The sequence below is a fragment of the Amycolatopsis heterodermiae genome (assembly GCF_034929455.1).
Classification (GTDB): Bacteria; Actinomycetota; Actinomycetes; order Mycobacteriales; family Pseudonocardiaceae; genus Amycolatopsis; species Amycolatopsis heterodermiae.
This window is the reverse complement of record NZ_JAYFSI010000002.1, coordinates 201753-217267: the sequence shown is the minus strand read 5'-3', so window position 1 is coordinate 217267 and position 15515 is coordinate 201753. Positions and strand designations below refer to the sequence as shown.

Here is a 15515-nt window from a genome sequence, read left to right as displayed (position 1 = left end):
CTTCGTGCGTGCCCCGGCTCACGGGCCGCGGGGGTTTTGCGGTGCTCCGGATGGGGCAGTAACGCAGCACGGGGAAGGGACCGAACCGACGCGGGAGGTGCCGTCAGTGGACAGGGCAGGGGACGAAGTGGACACGGGGGCGCTCGGCCACCCGGGGTCCCGCCGCGACCTGACGGAACTGTCCGAGGCCGCGCGCGACCTCGACCGGCGGATCGAGCAGCACCTGGCACGGCTGCGCCGCAGCCGCGCCGAACGCCAGGACGGCTCGTGGGACGACATTCCCGACCAGCGGCTTCGCCCGAGCGGCTGACCTCGGGTTCACCGCGCGGACGCGACCTACTACGCTGGGTGGCCCACGCCGCCCGCCGATGTCCTGCGAGGTCGCCATGTCCGACGCCCCGTCCGCCGTTTCCGGCACCGTGTCGCCCAGCCAGAAGCCGGTGGGGCTGGATCCCGAGCGGCCGAGCATCGCGCGGATCTACGACGGGTTCCTCGGCGGGCACAACTTCTACGAAGTCGACCGCGTGGTGATGGAGAAGATCCGGCAGGCGGTCCCGGAAGCCGTGGACATCGCCCGCGGCAACCGCGGGTTCCACAACCGCGCGCTGCGGATGCTGGCGAGCCAGACGAAGATCCGGCAGTTCGTCGACTGCGGGTCCGGGCTGCCGACCGCGGAGAACACGCACCAGATCGTGCAGCGCATCGACAAGGACACCAACGTCGTCTACATCGACAACGACCCGGTGGTCCTGGCGCACGGCCGGGCGCTGCTCGCCGAGAACGACTTCACGCACATGGTCGAGGCGGACATCTTCAAGCCCGAGGCCGTGCTGGACAACGACGAGGTGCTGCGCCACATCGACTTCGCCGAGCCGGTCGCGCTGCTGCACGTCGGCACGATGCACCACTTCGAGGGTGACGGCGCCGCCGACGTCATGCGCGCCTACATCGACGCGCTGGCGCCGGGCTCGTACGTGGTGCTGTCGCACTTCTTCGACCCCGAGGTGCCGGAGCTGACCGCGATCGCCAAGCGCATCGAGGACATCCTGACCCAGGGCCCGCTCGGCGCCGGCCGGTTCCGCACCCGCACCGAGATCGAGGCGATGCTGGCGGGCCTGGAGTTCCTGCAGCCCAACGCGACGTCGGAGCCGGGCCTGGCGGTCTGCGACGAGTGGTGGCCCGACGGCCCCCGGCTCACGCCGCTCAGCGGTTCGGCGAAGTGCGTGGCCGGGATCGTCGGCGTCAAGCGCTGACGGGCTCCCTAGAACAGCCGCCAGAGGTGGTCCGCCGTCCCGTTGTCGGCGAACTGCACCACCTGCGCACTGTCCGCGGTGGACATTCCGTCCACGCCCAGTACCTTGCCCGAGTTGCGGTTCTTCAGCCGCCACCAGCCGTCGCCGTTGTCGACCGGCTGCCAGAGGTGGTCCGCGGTGCCGTTGTCGGCGAACTGGACCACCCGCGCACTGTCCGCTGTGGACATCTGGTCGACGCCGAGCACCTTGCCCGAGTGGTGGTTGCGGATCCGGTACCAGCCGTCGCCGTCGGCCATCAGGTGCCAGAGGTGGTCGTCGGTCCCGTTGTCGGCGAACTGCACGACCCGCGCACTGTCCGCTGTGGACATCTGGTCGACGCCCAAAACCTTGCCGGAGTTGCGGTTCGCGATCCGGACGCCCGCTCCCCCGCCGCCCGGTACCCACGCGTGCCCGTCCGGAGCGGCGGTCGGGAACGACGTGATCCGCAGCCGTGCCGCGCCCATCGGGATCAGCGTGACCGTCTCGACCGGCGCCGCGCTCTTCGCCGGTGACGCCTGCAACGGCATGACGACGTGCTGGTCGTCCGCGGTCCACTCGGCGATCTTCCGCGCCGGTGCGGTGATCTTCACCGGCGCGGTGTCCGGGGTGAACGGGTTGGCGGGCAGCGCCCCGCCGGCCGCGGTGAAGGTCAGCGCCGCGCCGGGGGTCAGGCCGTAGTTCCACGGCGTCGTCGCGTGCACGGCGTACTGCGGGAACTGCGCGGTCCCGCCCAGCGACTCGTAGCTTTCGCCGATCTTCAGCGAGTACGTCAGCGGGCCGTGGTCGACCGACACCGAGCCGTGGTTCGCGCCCCAGGTCCGCACGGTCGTGCGCTGCGGCAGGGTCAGCGTGACGACGTCGCCGTCCGCCCAGGTGCGCGAGACCTTCGCGAACGTCGGCCCGGCGTTCACCGCGACCGACGCACCCGCGACCGTGAGCCGGGGCGCCGCGCACCACGCGGGAATCCGGAAGTACAACGGGAAAGCGAGGCTCCGCGGTGTCCGGACGGTGAAGGTGACCTGCTCGGAGAACGGGTAGGTCGTGTCCTCGGTGATCGTCACCGAGGTGCCGTCGGCGACCTTCGCCGTGACGCTGCTGGCCGAGTACATCGCGGCCGCGAGGCCGTTGTCCGGCGTGGCCAGCCAGAGTTCCTCGGTGAAGTACGGCCAGCCCATGCCGTAGTTGTGCGGGCAGCAGCGGTACTGGTCGACGCCGGGCAGGAAGGCCTGCATAGCGAAGCCGTTCTGGAACTGGCCTTCGCTCTTGGGCACGTTGTCGAGGTCGACGCTGTTCGCGCTGGTGACGTAGTGCACCGCGCGCCCGGCCGGGTCGAGTGCGGCGGGCAGGGAGTTGAACGCGAGGTCCTCGCAGCGGTCGGCCCACACCGGGTCGCCGGTCAGCCGGGTGAGCAGCTGGTGGCTCGCCATGAACTCGACGATCCCGCAGGTTTCGAAGCCCTGCCGCGGGTCGCCGAAGCCGGGACGCGCGTTCTCGTCGCCCGCGAAGCCGCCGCCGGCGAACTGGCCGTACGTGGCCATGATCGTCGAGTAGTCCTGGTAGGTGGCCTGGGTCAGCGACGCCGAACCGCTGCGCATCGCGTACTGCGCGGGCTCGCGGAAGCCCTGGGCGACGTTGACGTTGTGCAGGCTCGGCAGGTTGCCGACCCAGTTGGCGCCGTAGGTGTGGATCTTGTCGGCGAGGTCCAGCAGGTACGTGTCGCCGGTGCGGTTGAACAGCCAGAACACGCTGTCGAGGCCGTCACCCCAGCGGACCGACACCCAGCTGGAGTTGAACGCGCTGGGCCCCTGCGCGTTCATGTAGCGCAGGAAGCGGGTCAGGAACGGGACGACGCGCGTGTCGCCGGTCCACTCCTGCCACGACCGCAACGCCTGGAGCAGCGGCAGGTACGGCCAGAAGTCGGGGCCGTTGTTGAGCGCCGTGCGCAGGGCGGTCGGCCCGAAGAAGCCGTCGGACTGCTGGGTGGCCAGGATCGCGTCGATCCACTTCCCGGCGGTGGCCTTCGCGGTGGTGTCGCCGGTGACCGCGGCGAGGTCGACGTACCCGCGCAGCCAGTACGGCACCTCCTCCCAGCCGGTGCGCTCCGGGTGGACCCAGCCGCTGGTCGCGAAGTCGAGGAAGTGCGACGTCTCGGCGTAGTGCCCGCAGAGGCCGTCGAGCTGCAGGCGCAGCTGGCCGGCGAGCCAGCCGCGCGCGGTGACGGCGCCGGGCGGCAACTTGAGGAAGGCGGTGGGCTTGAGCGGAGCTGCGTTCGGGGTGTAGAGCCCACCGGCCGCGACCTGCTGACTGCTGAAGGCGGCGGCCTCCCGCGTACCGGCGAGCAGGCCCGCGGCGACGGTTCCGGCGACGAACTGCCTGCGGCTCAGTGACACGGGGACCAGCCTCCGCTCGTCGTTACAACGTTGTAAAAACAGTCTTACCGGTTGGATACAACGTTGTAAATCCGCCGTTCGCCGGAGAGCACGGCATCGTCGAACGCGACTTCACCCTCAGTGAGATCACCGGCGTGCTCTGAAAGCCGGCGCCCCGCACGCACCCCTGGTGCTGATGGGGCACGGCGGCGGCCGGCACAAGAAGACCCGGTGCTGCTGGCCCGCGCCCCGCCGCCGCGACCTTCGGCGGCGGGGCGGATCACCGTGCCGGTGCAGTTCCTGCTCCCGTGGGACGACCAGCACGTCGACCGCCAGTCGGCCCTCGGGCTGTTCGACGCCTTCGCCTCGGCGGAGAAGACGTTGCACGCCAACCCGGGTGACCACCGCACGATCCGCTGGACCGGCCTGAGCACCGGAACTCAGGCGAGCGTGCGCACCCGGCGGATCGCGAAAAACACCAACGCGGCCGTCAGCACCGCGAAGAGACCGGTTTCGATGCCCTGGAACGTCCAGAACCTTGCCCCCGGCTGGTATTCCACCCAGTTGTAGGCCCCGGGGCCGGCCCCGGTGTCACCGCAGCCCGCGGGCCCGCACGGGCCGACCTGAGCGTTGGGCAGGACCATCTCCCCCGCCGCGTTGCGGATGCCCTGGTCCATCACCCAGTCACCCGCCGCGGGGTTCGGCGTCAGCGTGCTGTCCGGGGCGAACGTGTAGCTCTGCGGGGGCAGGTACCGCGGCCGGGCGAAGAGCTCGACCGCCACCCGCACCACGGCGTACCCGACGAGCGCGATCCCCATGGCGGGCAGCACCTTCGGCCAGTACGTGCCGGCGAAGACGCCCAGCGCCAGCGCGAACAGCGTGTAGACGACCGGACGACCCCCTGGACGTCGAAGGCGAAGTAGCCCAGCCGGCTGGTCGTGCTGACCAGCGGCCCGAACCACCACGACACCCCCAGCGCGTACCCGACGGCCAGCACCGCGGTGATCGCGCCGATCAGCCCGAACTTGACCAGCGCCCAGTGCGCCCGGCTGACACCCTGGGTCCACACCAGCCGGTGGGTGCCCTGCTCGACCTCGCGGGAGACCAGCGGCGCGCCGAAGAACACGCCGACCAGCACCGGCAGGATCACGAACAGGACGGCGACGTAGACGAGGTTGCCGAACTGCTGCTCGAACTGGTGGGCCAGGCTCGCGCAGTTCGAGACCGCTTCCGTCTGCGTGATCATCGGTGCCTTGCCGAGCGCGGCCTGGCAGGCGGCCAGCCCGGAGCTGTCGTACTTCGTGTGCATCGCCAGCCCGGTGGGCACCACGATCAACGCCAGCACCCCGAGGGTGACGAGCGTGAACAGCGCCTGCCTGCGGTGCTGGCGCCAGGTCAGCCAGATCATGCCGGCACCCCCCACGCCGCGGCGGTGACGCGGGGTTCGGCCGCGGCCAGGTGCGCCAGCACCAGGTCCTCCAGGGTCACTTCGTGCTCCGTCCACAGTGGATCGATCGGCACGGCGGGGTCGCGGCGGACCAGCAGCGTCGACTGCCGTTCGGTGTGGCTGGCGCGGACGACCTCGGCGACGCCGGTGATGGACTCGCTCCCGGCACGCGGGCCGACGAGCGTGCGGTGCGCGTCGACCAGCTCGTCGACCGCGCCGGTCAGCTGGACGCGCGAAGCCTGCAGGACGATGAGGTAGTCGCAGCTGCGTTCGAGGTCGGCCAGCAGGTGCGAGGACAGCAGCACCGTCGTCTCGCTTTCGGCCACCGCGCCCATCAGCGCCTGCATGAACTCGCGGCGGGCCAGCGGATCGAGGCTCGCGATGGGTTCGTCGAGCAGCAGCAGCCGTGGCCGCTTGGCCAGCGCGAGCGCCAGCGCGACCTGCGCCCGCTGGCCGCCCGAGAGCTTGCCCGCCGGCTTGTCCGGCGGGATGCCGAGCGCGGCGAGCCGGTCACGGGCCAGCGCGGCGTCCCACCGACGGCGGTTCAGCTTGCCGCCCATGGTGATCAGCTCCGCCGCGGTGAAGTCCCGGTACACCGGGGTGTCCTGCGCGACGAACCCGATGTCGGCCAGCACCGAAGGCCCGTCACGGGGGTCGCGGCCGAAGACGCGCACCTCCCCCGCGTCGGGCCGCAGCAGCCCGACGGCCAGGTGCAGCAACGTCGTCTTGCCCGCGCCGTTCGGGCCGACCAGCGCGGCGATCCGCCCGGCGGGCACCTCCAGCGCGCAGTCCCGCAGCGCCCAGCTGCGCCCGTAGCGCTTGCCCAGGGCTCTGGTCTCCACCGCCAGCTCCATCTTCGAACTCCCCTCAGCTCTGCTGCTGATCCTGCGGCGCCGCGGCGCCGCGCAACGTGGTCTCGATCAGGGCGTTGATGTCGTCACCCGACATCCCCGCGGCTTCGGCGCGCTCCAGCCAGGCCAGCAGCTCGTCACGCAGCCGGGCCTGGTGCCCCAGCGACGGGCCGGCGAGGGTGCCGGTGACGAACGTCCCGACCCCCGGCTTGCCCTCCGCCAGCCCCTCCAGCACCAGCTCGCGATAGGCCTTGAGCACCGTGTTCGGGTTGATCGCCAGCGCTTGGGCCACTTCGCGCACCTTCGGCAGCTGGTCACCGTCCCGCAGCAGGCCGACGCGCAGCGCCTGCTTCACCTGCAGGACGAGCTGCATGTACGTCGCGACCCGCGAACGGCCGTCCAGGACGAACTCGATCACCCGCACCCTCCCATTGTCCTACGACAATAAGACAACACCCGGGAACGCGACCCTGTCAAGGACCCCGTTCCCGGTTTAGGGTCTCGATCGAGACGTTCACCGCACCGGGAGGCAGGCATGTCGTTGTTGGACGGACTGGGCCAGGCGATCACCTCGGGGGCGGTCGAGATCGTCGACCTCACCGCCCCGCTGAGCTCGAGCACGCCGATCCTCCAGCTGCCCGAACCGTTCGCCAACACCATCCCCTTCCGGCTGGAGGAGATCAGCCGCTACGACGAGCGCGGCCCGCGCTGGTACTGGAACGACATCCACACCGGCGAGCACACCGGCACCCACCTCGACGCGCCCGTGCACTGGGTGTCCGGAAAGGACGGCCACGACGTCTCCCAGGTGCCGCTGAAGACGCTCGTCGCGCCCGCGGTCGTGCTCGACTTCTCGGCGCGGGCGGCCGCGGACCCGGACTTCCTGCTCTCGATCGACGACGTCACGGCGTGGACGGCCGAGCACGGCCCGCTGCCGGACGGCGGCTGGCTGCTCTACCGCACCGGCTGGGACACTCGAAGCGAGGACCAGGACGAGTTCCTCAACGCCGACGAGGCCGGTTCGCACACCCCCGGCGTCTCCCCCGAGTGCGCCCGGTGGCTCGCCGAGGAAACGCCGATCACCGGGCTGGGCGTCGAGACCGTCGGCACCGACGCCGGCCAGGCCCCCGGGCTGGAGCCGATGTTCCCGTGCCACGAGCTGCTGCTGGGAGCCGGGAAGCACGGCCTGACTCAGCTGCAGAACCTCGCCTCGCTGCCGCCGACCGGGGTGCTGCTGATCGTCTCGCCGCTGCCGATCGTCGGCGGGTCCGGCAGCCCGGCCCGGGTGCTGGCGCTGGTGGAGCGGTGAACGTCGCCGAACTGGTCGGCCGGACGCTGGCCGGCCTCGGCGCCGGCACGGCGTTCGGCGTGGTGGGCAGCGGCAACTTCGAGGTGACCAACGCGCTGCGCGCGGGCGGCGTCCGGTTCGTCGCCGCCCGCCACGAGGGCGGCGCGGCGAGCATGGCTGACGCCTACGCACGGATGAGCGGCAAGGTCTCGATCCTGTCGCTGCACCAGGGCTGCGGGCTGACCAACGCCGTCACCGGGATCACCGAGGCGGCCAAGAGCCGGACGCCGATGCTCGTGCTCACCGCCGACTCGGCCGCGCCGTCGGTGCTGTCCAACTTCCGGATCGACCAGGACGGGCTGGCCGCCGCGGTGGGCGCGGTGCCCGAGCGGGTGCACTCCGCCGCGAGCGCGGTCGCCGACACCGTGCGGGCCTTCCGGACCGCCCGGCAGCAGCGCCGGACCGTGGTGCTGAACCTGCCGCTGGACGTCCAGGCGCAACCCGCTCCGGCGGTTTCGGAGCCGCTGCCCGTGGTTCCGGGTCCGGCACTCGTGCGCCCGGACGCGGCGTCCGTCGCTGCGCTGGCCGAGCTGCTCGCCGCCGCCGAACGGCCGGTGTTCATTGCCGGGCGCGGCGCCCGCGGGAGCCGGGAACCGTTGCGGGAGCTGGCTTCCCGCAGCGGCGCGCTGCTGGCGACGTCGGCGGTGGCCAACGGGCTCTTCCACGGCGACGAGTTCGCGCTCGGCATCTCGGGCGGGTTCGCCTCGCCGACGGCCGCCGAGCTGATCGTCGGCGCCGACCTGGTCGTCGGCTGGGGCTGCGCGCTGAACATGTGGACCACCCGCCACGGCGCGCTGCTCAGCCCGCACGCGAAGCTCGTGCAGGTCGACGTCGAGCAGGCCGCGCTGGGCGCGCACCGGCCGATCGACCTCGGCGTGGTCGGCGACGCCGGGTGCACCGCGTCGGACGTCCTCGCCCTGGTACCGGAGCGGGCGGGCTACCGCTCCGCGGACGTCGCCGACCGGATCGCCGCGACCGGCCGCTGGAACGACGTCGAGCACCAAGACCTGTCCCGCGGCGGCCGGATCGACCCGCGGACGCTCACCCGGCTGCTGGACGACCTGCTGCCCGCGGAGCGGATCGTCGCGATCGACTCGGGCAACTTCATGGGCTACCCGAGCGCGTACCTCTCGGTCCCCGACGAGCTGGGTTTCTGCTTCACCCAGGCGTTCCAGAGCATCGGACTGGGGCTGGGCACGGCGATCGGCGCCGCACTCGCCCACCCGGACCGGCTGCCGGTGCTGGGCACCGGCGACGGCGGGTTCCACATGGCACTGTCCGAACTGGACACCGCCGTCCGGTTGGGCATGCCCCTGGTGGTGATCGTCTACAACGACGCCGCGTACGGCGCGGAGGTCCACCACTTCGGCGACGCCGACATGACCACGGTCCGCTTCCCCGACTCGGACATCGCCGCCATAGCCCGCGGTTTCGGCTGCGACGGCGTCACGGTGCGCTCGGAAGAGGACCTCTTCGCGGTGAAGGACTGGCTGACGGGACCGCGCGACGCCCCCTTGGTCATCGACGCAAAGATAGCCGACGACGGCGGCTCCTGGTGGCTCGCGGAGGCGTTCCGGCACTGACCGATGCTCTCGCGTCCCGGGACGCCATCGGCACGGTGCTAGCGGGCGCGGTGTACGTGGTGGCCGACCACCGCGGCTTCACCCGGGACAATCCCCGGCTGGAGCAGCGGCTGGACGCATGGCCCGAACTGGCGCCGTTGAGCGACTCCTGGCTGGACACCCAAGACACGACGTACTTCCCGGTGAACCACGACTACCCCGCCGGGCACCCGGGCTATCCGGGATGGACGCTTACCTGTACGAGGGCCTGGCCGCGACACTTCCTTTGCGTAGCCAGAATTCTTCGACCGGGAGCGCACATCCGGGGTATTGTTGGGCGGCTGGCGGCGCACGGGTCCGGCAGCGCCCACTAGACGGAACCGTCGCGGGACCTTCTGCAGGCGAGTCCCGTTCGAGCGTCAACCGACTCGCGACGCTAGTGCCTGTACCGAAGGCGACAGGGTGGCCCGACTTGAGTTGCCCAGTTCGGCGATGTGACCGTTGCTGCTCAGGCGGAGTGGCCGCCGATGCGGGCCGGGCGGCAGTTGGTCGGTGCGATTCGGGAACGGGTGCGAGGATGTAGGCCCGCAGTCACTGACTGCGGGCCTTTCCCCATTCCCTGTTCAAGCCGCGAACGGCAACGGTTCGTGGAGGTTGTTGCGCCTGGGTTTTCGGTGTTTGTCCAGGAATGCTGGTGGACGGAACCCGGGTAGGCCGTCGGCGGCTATGTGGACTTCCCAGCCTGAGCGGTGCAGGAGACGGTGGTGGTGGGCGCACAGCAGGACCAGGTTGTTCAGATCTGTTGGGCCGCCCTCGGACCAGTGGCGGATGGGTGGCCCTGGCAGTGCCGGGGTGGGCGGTGACAGCCGGGGAACGCGCAGCCACGGTCGCGCAGGAACAACGCTCGGCGTAGACCGGCGGAGATCAGGCGGCGTAGGCGGCCCAGGTTCAGGGGTTCGCTCTTCTCGCCTAGCACTGCGGGGATGAGCATGCTGTCGCAGGCGTGGACTCGGGCTTCGGCTGCGGTCATCGTGCCCGTGTCGCCTAGGGTGGCCTGGCCGACGCCCGACTTCAGGTCCTCCAGCGAGACCGCGACCATGACGTGCGCACGTCCACCGGCCTGCATTGGCAAGTCCGGGGAGTTAAGAGCCAAATCGATCGTGTCGGAGAAGGCATCGCCGTAGCGTTCCTGCGGGGAACGGAAGTCCGCTCCCTCGTCGCTGTTGCGACGCTCGGCCAGCGAGTCCAGCAGGGCGCTGGCGCGGGTGCCGGTTTCCTCGTCGAAACGGCCGGTCAGCTCCCAGACTCCGGTTCTCTTGCGGCGCAACGACAGCTCACGGCTGGGGGCAGAAGGTTCTGCGGTGTCGGGTTCGGCACCGTCGGGGTCGAGGTGGGCCACGATCCGCGCACCCAACGCGGCGACCTGCTTGTGCCCGGACGAGGAGGCGAAGGACAGCAGGCTCCCCTCAGCGTCATCGCGATGCTCGGGCGCAAGCTGCCCCAGAACCTCGACAATGGTGTCGATCATCGGCGCACTCAGCCGCCCATCCAGGGCAGCAGCACCGGTGGCCGGAGCAACAGCGGGCACGGGACTACCGTCGAGAGCACGCCCGGCGTTAAGAGCCCGCGCTCGTTTCACCACACGTTCAGCGCCAGCCTTGGGAACATCGGCCAGATGCTCGAACAATCGCGCCACAGAGCGATATCCGAACAGGTCCATCACACCACGCGACTCGATTTCCACGAGCAGTGAACCGATTTCAGCCTCGGCGGACCGCACGACACCGAGCAGCACGGAGATACGGTCGGCCAAGGCCACCGCATCCGCTCTCCATATCGCTTCGCCGTCCACACACCAAGATTACCGGCTCTCGAACGCATGTTCATCACACGAACGGATGATCCACATCGGGGTCACCGCTGTGCGGAAGTACCCGGGCGACAACCAAGCGCGAGCCGGCCGTGATCCCCGAAGCGGTTAGTGGCCGCGGGACCAGGACTCCAGGGCGATCAACGTCTTGGTGCCGGTGACCTGATGATGCCGTCGGATCTCGTCGATCGTCGTCTGCAGGTGGGCCATGTCGCGGACCCGCAGCCAGACCAGGGCGTCCGGGTCGCCCGCGATCGTGAAGACCGCCTGGGCCTCCGGCATCCGTGTGGTGGTCCGCAGGATCTCGGCGACCTTCGTGTTGCCGACGAACCGCAGCTCGGTGAACGCTTCGATGCCCCAGCCGAGCTTCGCGTGGTCGACCTGGACCGTGAAGCCCGTGATCACGCCCGTCTCGCGCAGGCGGTCGATGCGGCGCTTGACCGCCGCCGTCGAGAGCGTGACCCGGCCGGCGATGTCGGACAGCGTGCGCCGGGCGTCCTCGCGCAGCAGCCCGAGGATCTCGTGGTCGGTCGCGTCGAGCAGCTCTTCGGTCATGCGGGCGAGCGTAGCTCCGCGCAAAAAACCGGGCCAATCGTCGATCATGACCGCCGATGTTTGCGTCCCGGAGGGTGAACCCGCCGCGGCTGTTGCGTGGGACGTCGATAGCGTGTGCCGTGGCCCGCATCGCACTGTGCGCCGGAGCACAGCCGCGTGAGGGCGAAGGGAGCGCGTCGTGGAGACGTTCACGCTGGAGGACCGCTACCTGCGGGAGGCGGGGACCGTGCACCTCACCGGGGTGCAGGCCCTGGTGCGGCTGCTGTTCGACCGCGTCCGCCACGACCGCGCCCGCGGCGGCGACCCCGCCGTGTTCGTCTCCGGCTACGAGGGCTCGCCGCTGGCCGGGTACGACCTCGAGCTGGGCCGCCGCGCGACGCTGCTCGACAAGCACGCCGTGGTGCACCGGCCCGGGCTCAACGAAGAGCTGGCCGCGACGTCGGTGATGGGCAGCCAGCTGGTCGCGGGCGCCGGCGGGCAGCGCGACGTCACCGGGTTCTGGTACGGCAAGGCGCCCGGCCTCGACCGCGCCTCCGACGCCCTGCGCCACGCCAACCTGGCCGGCACCGACCCGCGCGGCGGCGCCGTCGCGCTGGTCGGCGACGACCCGAACGCCAAGTCCTCGACGGTCCCGTGCGCCTCCGAGCTCGCACTGGCCGACCTGGCCATCCCGATCCTGTACCCGGCGGACTCGCAGGACGTCCTGGACTTCGGGATGCACGCGGTCGAGCTGTCCCGCGCCAGCGGCCTGTGGTCGTCGCTGAAGGTCGTGGCCAACGTCGCCGACGCGTCCGGCACGGCCCAGGTGAGTCCCCAGTGGACGGCACCGGAGCTCGGCGGGCAGGCGTACCGGCACGCTCCGACGTCGAAGCTGCTCGGCGCGAGCCTCGCCGCGCTGGAGCGCAGCCTCTTCACCGTGCGGCTGCCGCTGGCGCTCGAGTACCTGCGGCTGAGCGGCCTCAACCGGATCACCGCGCGCGGGGCCGCCGACCGGATCGGCATCGTCTCGGCCGGGAAGTCCTACCTGGACGTCCAGCAGGCGCTGCGCATCCTCGGGCTGACCGAGGAAACCCTCGAGCAGCACGGGATCCGGATCCTCAAGCTCGGCGCGATCCACCCGCTCGAGCCGTCGATCGTCCGCGAGTTCGCCGAAGGGCTCGACGAGATCGTCGTCGTCGAGGAGAAGCGCTCGTTCATCGAAGCCGCGCTCAAGGAAGTCCTCTACGGCGTCCCCGGCGCACCGGCCGTCCACGGCAAGAAGGACGCCGACGGCCGCACGCTGTTCACCGAGCTGGGCGAGCTGGACCCGGACGTCGTCGCCACCGGCCTCGCCAGGCGGCTGCCCAGCGGGATCCCGTCGGTCGAAGCCTGGCACGGACGCCGCCGCCGCGAGCGCATCTCCGTGCCGCTGCTCGCGCGCACGCCGTACTTCTGCTCGGGCTGCCCGCACAACTCGTCCACGAAGGTCCCTGAAGGGACGCTTGTCGGCGGCGGCATCGGCTGCCACACGATGGCCCTGTTCATGGAGCCCGACCAGGTCGGCACCGTCCTCGGCGTGACGCAGATGGGCGGCGAGGGCACCCAGTGGATCGGCATGGCGCCGTTCGTCGAGGCCGAGCACTTCGTGCAGAACATCGGCGACGGCACCTTCACCCACTCCGGCAGCCTCGCCGTGCGCGCGGCCGTCGCGGCCGGGGTGAACATCACCTACAAGCTGCTCTACAACTCGGCCGTCGCGATGACCGGCGGTCAGGACGCCGTCGGCGGGCTGCCGGTCGAGAAGGTCGCCGAGCTGCTGCTCGTCGAGGGCGCGAAGCAGGTCGTGATCACCAGTGACGCGCCCGGGGCGCTGCGCCGCCGGAAGCTGCCCGCCGGCGTCGAGGTCCGCGACCGCACCGAACTCCTGCGCACGCAGGAGGAACTGGCCGCCGTCCGCGGCGTCACCGTGCTGATCCACGAGCAGGAGTGCGCGGCCGAGAAGCGCCGGAAACGCCGTCGTGGCAAGCAGGAGACGCCCGCGACGCGCGTGGTGATCAACGAGCGCGTCTGCGAGGGCTGCGGCGACTGCGGCACCAAGTCGAACTGCCTGTCGGTGCAGCCGGTGGCCACCGAGTTCGGCCGCAAGACCACGATCCACCAGTCGTCGTGCAACGTCGACTACTCCTGCCTGGCCGGGGACTGCCCGTCGTTCGTGACGGTCGTGCCGACCGGCCGCAAGCAGCACCGCGCGCTCGCCGAGCTGGCCGCCGACGCCGTTCCCGCGCCGACCGCCGCGACGACGGACTTCACCGTGCGGATCACCGGCATCGGCGGCACCGGCGTCGTCACGGTGACGCAGATCCTGGCGACCGCCGCGGTCCTCGACGGCCGGCACGTCCGGACGCTGGACCAGACCGGGCTGGCGCAGAAGGGCGGCGCGGTCGTCTCCGACCTGAAGGTGACGGCGGAGCCGGTCGCCCAGGCTCCGAAGCTCGCGACCGCGGAGTGCGACCTCTACCTGGCCTGCGACGCGCTCGTCGGCGCCGACCCGGTGAACCTGGGCGTCGCCGACCCGGCGCGCACGACGGCGGTCGTGTCCACCACCGAGGTGCCGACCGGCCGGATGGTCGTCGACACGACGGTGGCGTTCCCCAGCCCCGGCAGCGTCCTCGCGCCCCTGGAGGCCGCCGCCGCCCGCACGGTGTCACTGGACGCGCGCGGCCTGGCCGAGACGCTCTTCGACGACGACCAGTTCGCGAACGTCCTGCAGCTCGGCGCGGCCTTCCAGACCGGCGTGATCGGGCTGCCCGTCACGGCGATCGAGCGGGCGATCGAGCTCAACGGCACCGCGGTGGCCGCGAACCTGCAGGCCTTCCGCCGCGGCCGCCAGCTCGTCGCCGACCCGGCCGCGCTGGAGGCCGCGCTCACCCCGGCGCCGGTCGCGGCGCCGAAGCCCGCGGCGCCGGCCGTGCGCGCGCTGGTGCACGCGGAAGCCGGGTCGGAGCTGGCCCGGCTGCTCGACATCCGGATCCCCGACCTGGTCGCCTACCAGGACGAGGCGTACGCGCGGGCGTACGCCGGGTTCGTCGAGCAGGTGCGGGTGCTGGAGGACGGGCCGACGGCGGTCACCGAGGCCGTCGCGAAGCACCTGTACAAGCTGATGGCCTACAAGGACGAGTACGAGGTCGCGCGGCTGTCGCTCGACCCGGCGTTCACGGCCGGCCTCGAAGACCAGTTCGGCGCGGGCACCCGGTACGCCTTCCGGCTGCACCCGCCGGTGCTGCGCGCGCTCGGCATGAAGCGCAAGATCAGCCTCGGCCCGTGGTTCCGCCCGGCGTTCCGGCTGCTGCACGCGCTGCGGCGGCTGCGCGGGACGCGGTTCGACCCGTTCGGCCGGGCCGAGGTGCGCCGCGTCGAGCGCGAGCTGGTCGAGGACTACCGGAGCGTGGTCGTGAAGGCGTTCCGGGCCGAGGACGTCGACCTCGCGCAGGTCCTCGCGCTGGCCGAGCTGCCGGACCTGGTGCGCGGCTACGAGGACGTCAAGCTGGCGAACGTCGAGCGGTACCGCGCGAAGCAGGCCGAGGTGCTGGCCCTCACGCACGCAGGTAGCTGAGCATCGCCTGGGCTTCGTCGGGGACACGCAGCTTCGAGCTGACGTCCCCGGCGTGCCGGCGCGCGGCTTCCGTGCCGATGCCGAGCAGCCGCCCGATCGCCGGGACCGAATGCCCCTCGGCGAGCAGCGCGACGACCTCGCGTTCGCGGGCGGTGAGCGTGGTGACCGGGTCACCGGGCCGCCGCCGGGCCAGCTGCAGGGCCACGACGTCCCGGTCGAGCACGGTGCCGCCGGCCGCGACGCGCTTGAGGGCGTCGAGGAACTCGTCGGCCTTCCCGACGCGCTCCTTGAGCAGGTAGCCGGCCCCGCCGCCGCCCGCGGCCAGCAGGTCGCCCGCGTAGCCGTCCTCGACGAACGCCGACAGCGCGAGGATGGCCAGCCCGGGCGCCCGGCGGCGCGCTTCGAGAGCGGCGCGCAGGCCTTCGTCGGTGAACGTGGGCGGCAGCCGCACGTCGACGACGGCCAGGTCGGGGGCTTGCGTCCCGACGGCGGCGAGCAGGTCGTCGGGGTGGTCGACGGCGGCCGCGACGTCGAAGCCGGCGCTGCCCAGCAGCAGCACCAGCCCCTCTCTCAGCAGTGCGTCGTCTTCCGCGATCACGATCCGCACGACAGCGTCCTCCTCACTTCGA

General features: G+C 71.5%; 12 protein-coding genes and 1 pseudogene. 6 read left to right on the top strand and 7 right to left on the bottom strand.

Annotated features, from left to right (window positions below; all coding sequences use genetic code 11):
• Window positions 1–106 precede the first annotated feature (106 nt).
• Window positions 107–310, top strand: a complete 204-nt coding sequence (locus VA596_RS11780; protein WP_323326159.1) for a hypothetical protein — start codon at window positions 107–109, stop codon at window positions 308–310.
• 76 nt (window positions 311–386) lie between these two features.
• On the top strand, window positions 387–1253 hold the full coding sequence (locus VA596_RS11775; protein WP_323326157.1) for an SAM-dependent methyltransferase: 867 nt from the start codon (window positions 387–389) through the stop codon (window positions 1251–1253).
• Window positions 1254–1261: 8 nt separating this feature from the next.
• Here VA596_RS11775 and VA596_RS11770 read toward each other — a convergent pair whose 3' ends face one another.
• Complete coding sequence (locus VA596_RS11770) at window positions 1262–3682, bottom strand: RICIN domain-containing protein (RefSeq protein WP_323326155.1); 2421 nt, start codon at window positions 3680–3682, stop codon at window positions 1262–1264.
• A gap of 210 nt (window positions 3683–3892) precedes the next feature.
• Between VA596_RS11770 and VA596_RS11765 the strand changes: the two genes are divergently transcribed.
• Window positions 3893–4231, top strand: a complete 339-nt coding sequence (locus VA596_RS11765) for a hypothetical protein (protein ID WP_323326153.1) — start codon at window positions 3893–3895, stop codon at window positions 4229–4231.
• A 136-nt stretch (window positions 4232–4367) separates the two neighbouring features.
• Here VA596_RS11765 and VA596_RS11760 read toward each other — a convergent pair whose 3' ends face one another.
• Genes VA596_RS11760 through VA596_RS11750 form a run of 3 tightly spaced genes read right to left on the bottom strand, consistent with a single transcriptional unit; the run spans window position 4368 to window position 6377 of the window.
• The gene (locus tag VA596_RS11760) at window positions 4368–5069 is read right to left on the bottom strand and encodes an ABC transporter permease (RefSeq protein WP_323326151.1); all 702 of its coding nucleotides are present in this window, start codon (window positions 5067–5069) and stop codon (window positions 4368–4370) included.
• A complete protein-coding gene (locus VA596_RS11755; RefSeq protein WP_323326149.1) occupies window positions 5066–5962 on the bottom strand; it encodes an ABC transporter ATP-binding protein in 897 nt (298 codons plus the stop codon). The genes VA596_RS11760 and VA596_RS11755 overlap by 4 nt, the downstream gene beginning before the upstream one ends.
• Before the next feature lie 13 nt (window positions 5963–5975).
• A complete protein-coding gene (locus VA596_RS11750; RefSeq protein ID WP_323326147.1) occupies window positions 5976–6377 on the bottom strand; it encodes a GntR family transcriptional regulator in 402 nt (133 codons plus the stop codon).
• A gap of 117 nt (window positions 6378–6494) precedes the next feature.
• Here VA596_RS11750 and VA596_RS11745 point away from each other — a divergent pair, with 117 nt between their 5' ends.
• Window positions 6495–7268 carry a cyclase family protein gene (locus tag VA596_RS11745; protein WP_323326145.1) on the top strand — a complete coding sequence of 258 codons (774 nt, stop codon included), beginning with the start codon at window positions 6495–6497 and terminating at the stop codon, window positions 7266–7268.
• Window positions 7265–8890 carry a thiamine pyrophosphate-binding protein gene (locus VA596_RS11740; protein ID WP_323326143.1) on the top strand — a complete coding sequence of 542 codons (1626 nt, stop codon included), beginning with the start codon at window positions 7265–7267 and terminating at the stop codon, window positions 8888–8890. Before VA596_RS11745 ends, VA596_RS11740 begins: the two co-directional genes overlap by 4 nt.
• A gap of 602 nt (window positions 8891–9492) precedes the next feature.
• Here the strand turns inward: VA596_RS11740 and VA596_RS11735 are convergent.
• Window positions 9493–10721, bottom strand: a pseudogene (locus VA596_RS11735) (DUF222 domain-containing protein).
• Between the two features lie 126 nt (window positions 10722–10847).
• A complete protein-coding gene (locus VA596_RS11730; protein WP_323326141.1) occupies window positions 10848–11294 on the bottom strand; it encodes an Lrp/AsnC family transcriptional regulator in 447 nt (148 codons plus the stop codon).
• Window positions 11295–11472: 178 nt separating this feature from the next.
• Here VA596_RS11730 and VA596_RS11725 point away from each other — a divergent pair, with 178 nt between their 5' ends.
• Window positions 11473–14886, top strand: coding sequence for an indolepyruvate ferredoxin oxidoreductase family protein (locus tag VA596_RS11725; RefSeq protein WP_323326139.1), 3414 nt, complete (start codon window positions 11473–11475; stop codon window positions 14884–14886).
• Here VA596_RS11725 and VA596_RS11720 read toward each other — a convergent pair.
• Window positions 14867–15493 carry a helix-turn-helix transcriptional regulator gene (locus VA596_RS11720; RefSeq protein WP_323326137.1) on the bottom strand — a complete coding sequence of 209 codons (627 nt, stop codon included), beginning with the start codon at window positions 15491–15493 and terminating at the stop codon, window positions 14867–14869. The two genes, VA596_RS11725 and VA596_RS11720, sit on opposite strands and share 20 nt — an antisense overlap.
• Between the last annotated feature and the right edge of the window lie 22 nt (window positions 15494–15515).

What these genes read in the sequence shown, in the direction of transcription:
- VA596_RS11775 (WP_323326157.1), top strand. Translation starts at nt 387, where the DNA reads ATGTCCGACGCCCCGTCCGCCGTTTCCGGCACCGTGTCGCCCAGCCAG.
- VA596_RS11760 (WP_323326151.1), bottom strand. Translation starts at nt 5,069, where the DNA reads ATGATCTGGCTGACCTGGCGCCAGCACCGCAGGCAGGCGCTGTTCACG.
- VA596_RS11755 (WP_323326149.1), bottom strand. Translation starts at nt 5,962, where the DNA reads ATGGAGCTGGCGGTGGAGACCAGAGCCCTGGGCAAGCGCTACGGGCGC.
- VA596_RS11745 (WP_323326145.1), top strand. Translation starts at nt 6,495, where the DNA reads ATGTCGTTGTTGGACGGACTGGGCCAGGCGATCACCTCGGGGGCGGTC.
- VA596_RS11730 (WP_323326141.1), bottom strand. Translation starts at nt 11,294, where the DNA reads ATGACCGAAGAGCTGCTCGACGCGACCGACCACGAGATCCTCGGGCTG.